Here is a 6,727-nt window from a genome sequence, read left to right as displayed (position 1 = left end):
GGACGTTTCGCGGACCATAGGCTGGTTTACAAGCCAATTCCCGGTCGTGTTGGAGATGCAGCAGGACGAGCCCATCGGACAACGGATCAAGCGGGTGAAGGAAGGGCTGCGCCACATTCCGAACAAAGGGATCGGGTACGGCATTCTGCGGTATTTGTCCGTGCCGCAAGAGGGCGTGAAGTTTGCCGTAGAGCCAGAAATCAGCTTCAACTATCTCGGCCAGTTTGATCAGGATTACGAAAGCAACGACCTGAAGCAATCCCGGTATTCCGTGGGGGCGGAAGCCAGCGGGAATGCGGCGATGGATTTTGCGCTGGATATGAACGGAATCGTCTCGGAGGGCGAGCTTGTATTAGCGATCCGCTATGGCACGACCCAATACCGCCGGGAGACGGTGGAGCGGCTCGGCGGACTGCTGCAAGCCAGCCTGCAGGAAGTAATCGCGCACTGCGTGGCGAAAGACCAGCCGGAGCTGACGCCAAGCGACGTTCTGCTCAAAGGAGTGACCGTGGACGAGCTGGAGCGGTTGGCGGAGCTTACACAGCCGGTCGGCGAGCTGGAGAACGTCTACGCGCTGACACCGATGCAGAAGGGCATGCTGTTCCACAGCCTGATGGATGCGGAATCGGGAGCTTATTTTGAGCAGGCGACGTTCGATCTGAAGGGCGGCTTCGATGTCGTATCCTTCGGGAAAAGTCTGGATTTGTTGGTGCAACGGCATGAGACGCTGAGGACCAATTTCATCAGCGGCTGGAAGAACGAGCCGGTCCAGGCCGTATTCCGGGAACGCGCGGGCGAACTGCTTTATGAAGACCTGCGCGGCATGGAGGAAGCGGAGCGCGAGGCGTACGCCACCGCCTTCACGAGCGCGGACAAGGCCCGCGGCTTCGACCTGAGCCAAGGCTCGCTGATGCGCGTATCGGTACTGCGCACCGGGGAAGAAACGTACCGGTTTGTTTGGAGCTTCCATCATATTTTGATGGACGGCTGGTGCATGTCCCTCTTGATTCAGGAAGTGTTCGGCAGCTACTTTGCGTTCCGCGAGCAGCGGCAGCCGGAGCTTGCGCCGGTAACGCCGTTCGGACGGTTTATCGAGTGGCTGGAGAATCAGAACCGCGAAGCGGCGGCCGGCTATTGGAACGATTACTTGTCCGGCTACGAGCAGCAGGTGCTGCTGCCGCAGGAGAAGCCGCAGCACAAGACGGAAGGCTACGTCCTGCAAAATCTGGACTGGACGTTCAGCCCCGAGCTGAGCGTACGGGTCGAGCAGGCGGCCAGACAGCATCAGGTGACGGTCAATACGCTCATTCAGACTGTATGGGGCCTGATCCTGCAAAAATACAACAACAGCGACGACGTCGTGTTCGGCAGCGTCGTGGCGGGCCGTCCGGCGGAAATCCCGGGCGTGGAATCGATGATCGGTCTGTTCATCAATACGATTCCGGTGCGCATCACCAGTGCCGCCGGGGAATCGGTAGCCGACATCATGCGCAGAACGCAGGAGCAAGCCCTGAATTCCGGCGCCTACGATACGTTCCCGCTGTATGAGATTCAGGCGCGGACCGGGCAGAAGCGCGATTTGATCAACCACATCATGGTGTTCGAAAACTATCCGATCGACGAGCAAATTGGGCAGCTGGGCGGCGGAAGCGGAGATGCTTTTGCGATTGGGAACATCGAAACGCCGGAGCAAACGAACTACAATTTCAATTTCATCGTTATCCCTGGCGAACGGATCACCATTCGATTCGGCTATAACGCGATGGCGTTCGACAAGGCGGGAATCGAGCAAATTGCCGGCCATGTCGTTCTGGTGCTGGAGCAGGTGGCGGCTGCACCGCATATTCGCGTGGACGAGCTGGAATGGGTTACCGAAGCGGAGCGGGCACAAATTGTCGATGTCTTCAACGCTACGGCGGCGGACTATCCCCGTGACGAGACCGTTCACGGGCTGTTCGAAGCGCAGGCGGAGCGGACGCCGGAGCAGGTGGCAGTTGTGTTCGAAGATGAGCGGCTCACCTACCGGGAATTGAACGAGAGAGCGAACCGGTTGGCGCATAAGCTGCGGGCGGAGGGCGTGCAGCCCGATCAGCCGGTCGGCATCATGGCCGAGCGTTCGCTTGAGATGATCGTCGGCATTTTCGGAATCTTGAAAGCCGGCGGGGCGTATGTGCCGATCGATCCGGAATACCCGCAGGAGCGGATCGCCTACATGCTGGAGGATTCGGGGGCCAAGCTGCTACTGACGCAGAGCCGTTTGCAGGAACGCGCCGATTTTTCCGGGAAGCTGCTGGTGCTTGAGGACGCGGCAGTTTACGGCGAAGACGCTTCGAATCCGGAGTCTGCGGCGGGGCCAAGTCATTTGGCCTATGTCATTTACACGTCGGGTTCGACTGGCAAGCCGAAAGGGGTTATGGTCGAGCACCGGTCCGTCGTGCATACGCTGACCCAATTGGAGCGGGAATACCCGATGCTGGCGGACGATACGTATTTGCTGAAAACGACCTTCACGTTCGACGTATCGGTGACCGAGCTGTTCGGCTGGTATTTCGGAAAAGGAACATTGGCTATTTTGCCGCCGGGGCTGGAAAAAGACCCCGCTGCGCTCACGGAAGCGATCGAGAGCGGGCAAATCACCCATTTGAATCTGGTGCCGTCGATGTTCAGCGCATGGGTCAATACGCTGAAGGATACCGGGATCTCCGGCATCCGGACCTTGAAATATGTATTCGTCGCCGGAGAGGCGCTGCCGGTCAAAGCGGTCGAGGATTACTACAGCTTATCGGCGAATGCCAAGCTGGAAAATATTTATGGACCTACGGAAGCGGCAATCTACGCGACCAAATATTCCACGACCCCGGAAACCGCGGAGCTGGCGGGCGTGCCGATCGGACGGCCGCTCGGCAATGTGCAGGCGTGGATTATGGACGCAGCTTCCCGTTTGATGCCGGTCGGCGTGGCCGGAGAGCTGTGCATCGCGGGTGAGGGCGTGGCTCGGGGCTATTTGAACCGGCCGGAGCTGACGGAGGAGAAGTTTGTGCCGAATCCGTCTGCGCCGGGCAAGCGGATGTACCGAACGGGCGACTTGGTGCGATGGATGCCGGACGGGAATATCGAATATTTGGGCCGGATCGACCATCAGGTGAAAATTCGCGGCTATCGGATCGAGCTGGGCGAGGTGGAAACGCAAGTACTGCGCTTGCCGGACGTGCGCGAAGCGGTGGTTATTGCGCGGGAGAACGGGCTCGGCCAGAAGCAGCTGTGCGCCTATTTCACGGCGGACCGGGAGTGGAGCGCTGCGGAGCTGCGAAGCGCGCTGTCGCAAGAGCTGCCGAGCTACATGATTCCGTCGTACTTCGTGCAGCTGGAGCGGATGCCGCTGAACGCCAACGGCAAGATCGACCGCAAAGTGCTGCCTGCACCGGAAGGAAGCATCCAGACCGGTATGGAATATGTGGCGCCCCGCACAACGGCGGAGCAGACGCTGGCTTCGGTATGGCAGGCCGTGCTTGGTGTCGAAGCGGTTGGGGTGCTGGACAACTTCTTCGAGCTGGGCGGCGACTCGATCAAGGCGATTCAGGTGTCTTCCAGACTGCTTCAACTCGGACATAAGCTTGAAATGAAAGATTTATTCCGATATGCGACGGTGGCGGAACTGAGCCCGTTACTCCGCGCAGCCGACAAAAAGGCGGAACAGCGAGAAGTCAGCGGGGCCGTAAGTTTGACGCCGATTCAATACTGGTTCTTCGAGCAAAAGCAGGAGGAGCCGCATCATTTTAACCAGGCGGTCATGCTTTACCGGGAGCGAGGCTTCGACGAAACGCCGCTTCGGAAGGCGATGACGAAGGTCGTCGAGCATCATGACGCCTTGCGCACGGTGTTCCGCGAGACGGAACACGGTTTTGAGGCGTGGAATCGCGGTATAGGCGAAGGCGAACTGTATACTCTGGACGTGGTCGACTTGAGGGGAATGGCGGACTGCGCTGCGGCAATTGAAGCGAAAGCGAACGAAATTCAAAGCGGCATCGACCTGAGCGCCGGACCTCTGGTAAAGCTGGGGCTGTTCCGCTGCGGCGACGGAGATCATCTGCTGATCGTCATTCACCATTTGGTGGTCGACGGGGTATCGTGGCGTATTTTGATCGAGGATCTGACGACAGGCTATGAGCAGGCCGCTGGCGGACAAGCCGTTCGTTTGCCGTACAAAACGGATTCGTTCCGCACATGGGCGGAGCAATTGTCGCAGTATGCGTCCGGCCCGGCCATGGAAAGCGAGTCGGCGTATTGGCGGCAAATCGCCGAGGCAAGCTATGCTCCGCTGCCTCAGGACACGGGGCATGACGGCGCGTTTACGCTTCGCGACAGCGAGACGGTAGCCGTACAGCTGACGCAGCGGGAAACGGAGCAGCTGTTGAAGCAAACGCACCGGACCTACGGCACCGAAGTCAACGATCTGCTGCTGACGGCGCTGGGCATGACGATCCGCCAGTGGACCGGGATGGAGCGCGTACTGGTCAACCTGGAAGGGCATGGCCGTGAGGAGATTTTGCCGGACATTGACATTTCGCGTACTGTCGGATGGTTTACGAGCCAATTCCCGGTCGTGCTGGAGATGGGACAGGATCAGTCCGTAGCGCAGCGGATCAAACGGGTGAAGGAAGGACTGAGCGGAATTCCGCATAAGGGGATCGGTTACGGCATTTGGAAGCATTTTTCCGGTGTGCAGGAAGATCGCGCTCGCGAGACGGAGCCGCAGATCAGCTTTAACTATCTTGGGCAGTTCGACCAAGATCTGCAAAGCGGCGACGTCGCGATGTCCGCATACTCGATTGGTTCCGCCGTCAGCGAACGCACGGTGATGAAATACGCGCTGGATTTCGGCGGGATTGTTACCGACGGCGCGCTTGTTTTGGATATCCGCTATAACGGCAAGGCATATCGCAAGGAAACGATGGAGCGGCTGGCCGGGCTGCTGAAGTCGAATCTGCAGGAAGTGATCGCGCACTGCGTGACGAAGGAACGGCCTGAGTTGACGCCGAGCGATGTTCTGTTCAAAGGGCTGACCGTGGAACAACTGGACGCGATTGCGGAACGGACCCGGAGCGCCGGGGAGCTGGAGAACGTGTACGCGCTCACCCCGATGCAGAACGGCATGCTGTTCCACAGCCTGATGGAGCCGGACTCGGGAGCGTACTTCCAGCAAGCTTCGTTGGACCTTCAGGGAAGGTTCAACTTGACGGTGTTCGAACAAAGTCTGGAGCGGCTCGCGGAACGCCACGAGATTTTCCGGACGAATTTTTACAGCGGTTGGCATGAGCGGCCTTTACAGGTCGTTTACCGGACAAAAAGGGTTGGCTTCCATTACGAGGATTTGCGCGGAATGGAAGAAGCGGAGCGTCAGGCGTATGTCGCGGCTTTCCTTGAGAAGGATAAGGCACGCAGCTTCGATTTGGCTCAGGATGCGCTGATGCGTATCTCCGTGCTGCAAACGGGGGACGCGGCGTACCGTCTCGTCTGGAGCTTCCATCATATCGTGATGGACGGCTGGTGCCTCGCTTTGGTGGCAAGTGAAGTGTTCGGCACGTACTTCGCGCTGCTGGAGCGGCGTGAGCCCGAGCTGGCTCCGCTTGTCCCGTACAGCCGCTATCTCGAATGGCTGGAGCGGCAGGACGGCGAGGAAGCGGCCCGCTATTGGAGCGGCTATTTGGCCGGCTTCGAGCATCAGACCCTGCTGCCGCAGGAGCGCAAGGCGGAAGGCTACGCGGCCGAGGAGCTGGCGTTCCAGCTCGGTAAGCGTCTGACGGAGCAGATGCGCCGGACGGCGAAGCGGCATCAGGTGACGATGAATACGCTGCTGCAGGCGGCTTGGGGTGTTGTGCTGCAAAAATACAACAACAACGGGGACGTCGTGTTCGGCAGCGTCGTGTCGGGGCGGCCAGACGATATTCCGGGCGTCGACCGGATGGTCGGGCTGTTCATCAACACGATTCCGGTGCGGATTCGCTGCGAAGCGGAAACGACGTTTGCCGATTTGCTGCGGAGCACGCAGGAGCAGGCGCTGGCTTCCCGCGCTTACGAGACGTATCCGCTCTACGAGATTCAAGGTTTAACCGAGCAGAAGCAGGATTTGGTCAATCATATCATCGTGTTCGAAAACTTCCCGGTCGAGCAGGAAATGGAGCAAATGGGAGGCGACAGCGCGGACAGCTTCGCGATTGCGGGCGTCGCAATGTCCGAGCAAACGAACTATGCGTTTAACATTACAGTGATGCCGGGCGAAGACATGGGCATTCATTTCGAATACAACGCGCTGGCGTTCGATCGTTCGACGCTGGAGCGGATGCGGGGCCATCTCGTCCGCGTGCTGGAGCAGGCGACAAGCAATCCGGACGTGCAGGTAAACGAGCTGGAGCTGGTTACGCCGGAAGAGCGGACGCAGCTGGTGGACGGCTTCGGCAGCGTAGGCGTAGAGAACGGCTACGCGCCGGAGCAAACGTTCCACGCATGCTTCGAAGCGCAGGTGGAGCTTGTGCCGGAACAGACAGCGGTCGTATATGCAGAGGAGCAGCTGACGTATCGCAAGCTGAACGAGCGGGCGAACCGGCTGGCCCGGACGCTGCAAGCGCGCGGAATCGGGCGCGAGTCGATCGTCGGCATCCTGGCCGACCGTTCGACGGACTTGCTCGTCGCCGTGCTGGCGGTCTGGAAAGCGGGCGGCGCGTACGTA

The 6,727-nt window shown here is 59.5% G+C and carries 1 protein-coding gene; it reads left to right on the top strand.

Translation table 11 applies throughout. The features are described 5' to 3' along the window. The coding region (locus PEL01S_RS33780; protein WP_127463302.1) for a non-ribosomal peptide synthetase at nt 1-6,727 on the top strand (6,727 nt) is incomplete at both ends.

The organism is Paenibacillus elgii NBRC 100335, from assembly GCF_004000865.1.
GTDB lineage: Bacteria > Bacillota > Bacilli > Paenibacillales > NBRC-103111 > Paenibacillus_G > Paenibacillus_G elgii.
The sequence above is the reverse complement of the archived record's forward strand: the minus strand, read 5'-3'. Positions and strand labels throughout refer to the sequence as shown.